The organism is Glutamicibacter sp. AOP38-B1-38 (assembly GCF_052377485.1).
GTDB lineage: Bacteria > Actinomycetota > Actinomycetes > Actinomycetales > Micrococcaceae > Glutamicibacter.
In genome coordinates this window covers 1-1159 of record NZ_JBQSWU010000085.1, presented here as the reverse complement: position 1 = coordinate 1159, position 1159 = coordinate 1, and the positions used below count along the sequence as shown (strand labels likewise).

1 protein-coding gene is annotated in these 1159 nt (G+C 52.0%); it reads left to right on the top strand.

Annotation, left to right across the window (positions count from 1 at the left end):
• Positions 1-94 precede the first annotated feature (94 nt).
• Positions 95-1123, top strand: coding sequence for an IS630 family transposase (locus ACT3TP_RS18695; RefSeq protein ID WP_096288209.1), 1029 nt, complete (start codon positions 95-97; stop codon positions 1121-1123).
• The last annotated feature ends 36 nt before the right edge of the window (positions 1124-1159 follow it).

The following is a 1159-nucleotide window of genomic DNA, read 5'->3' as shown; positions in this document are numbered from 1 at the left end:
TATGGCGGTCACAGTTCAAAAGCGGTTCTGAAAAAGCATTGATCCCGGCGCGTTAAACCCGTCCCAGCACTGCAGGAATGTTAATTTTGGAAGCATGCGCACCCCACAACTTTCCGATGAAGAACGCCGACTACTCAAAGAGTACAAAGCCAATGCACCGCATAAGCTCGTGATCAAAAAAGCTGAGGCTTTGCTGCTTCTTTCTCGGGACGTTGCCCCGGAAATTGTTGCTGAATTCGTGGACCGTGAACCCTCAACACTGGTTGACTGGGTCACTGATTGGCACCAGCAACGCATGGCTTCGCTCTTGACCGGGCACGCAGGAAACCTGAACCGTAGCTTCCTCACTGAGGAACAACGAGCAACTGTCACCGAAGTCCTCTCCCAGCCACCCGGAGATGAGTATCTGCCGGCCCAGTTCTGGGATGTTCCGAAGCTGGACCATTGGTTATCGACCACGTTCAACATCGAGTACGCATCGAATTCTTCGTACCATTTCCTACTGCGCATGGCTGGACTCTCCTTTCATAAGCCGGAAAAGTTTGACCGTCGACGTGCCGATGAAAAGGCTATTGACCAGCGGGTGAAGGAAATCCGTGAAGAACTAGTCGCCCCGTTGGCTGACGAGGACACGTTAGTGTTCGCGGCCGATGAGGTGCGTATCGATCAGGAAGCTGTGGTGCGCAAAGCGTGGTACGAGAAGAACACGAAAACTGTGTTGAAGGTGGATCGGAAAACGGCTTCTCAGTCGTTTATCGGGTTTCTGAATCAGAACACGGGCCAATGCCTGCCGTTGCGGTTGGACTGGCAGAACAGCGCTACTATTTTGGAAGCGGTGCAGACCTTGGTGGGGTTGCATTCGGGGAAGAAGATCGTGATCGTGTGGGATAACGCTTCGTGGCATAAGAACAATCTGATCAGCGCGGAACTGGCCTCGGGTCAGACGTTGCAGGATGTTCATTTGATCAATTTCCCACCCTACGCGCCGGATCATAATCCGATTGAGCATGTGTGGAATGATGCGAAGAACGCGATCAGTAACGTGCAGCGTGATGATTTTGAGTCCACGGTTGCGGCGTTTGAAGCGCATATCGGTTCACGATTGTTTGATTACAAGATCTGACTGACCGGCTACCGTTCTTGAAAAACTAGAGCCATA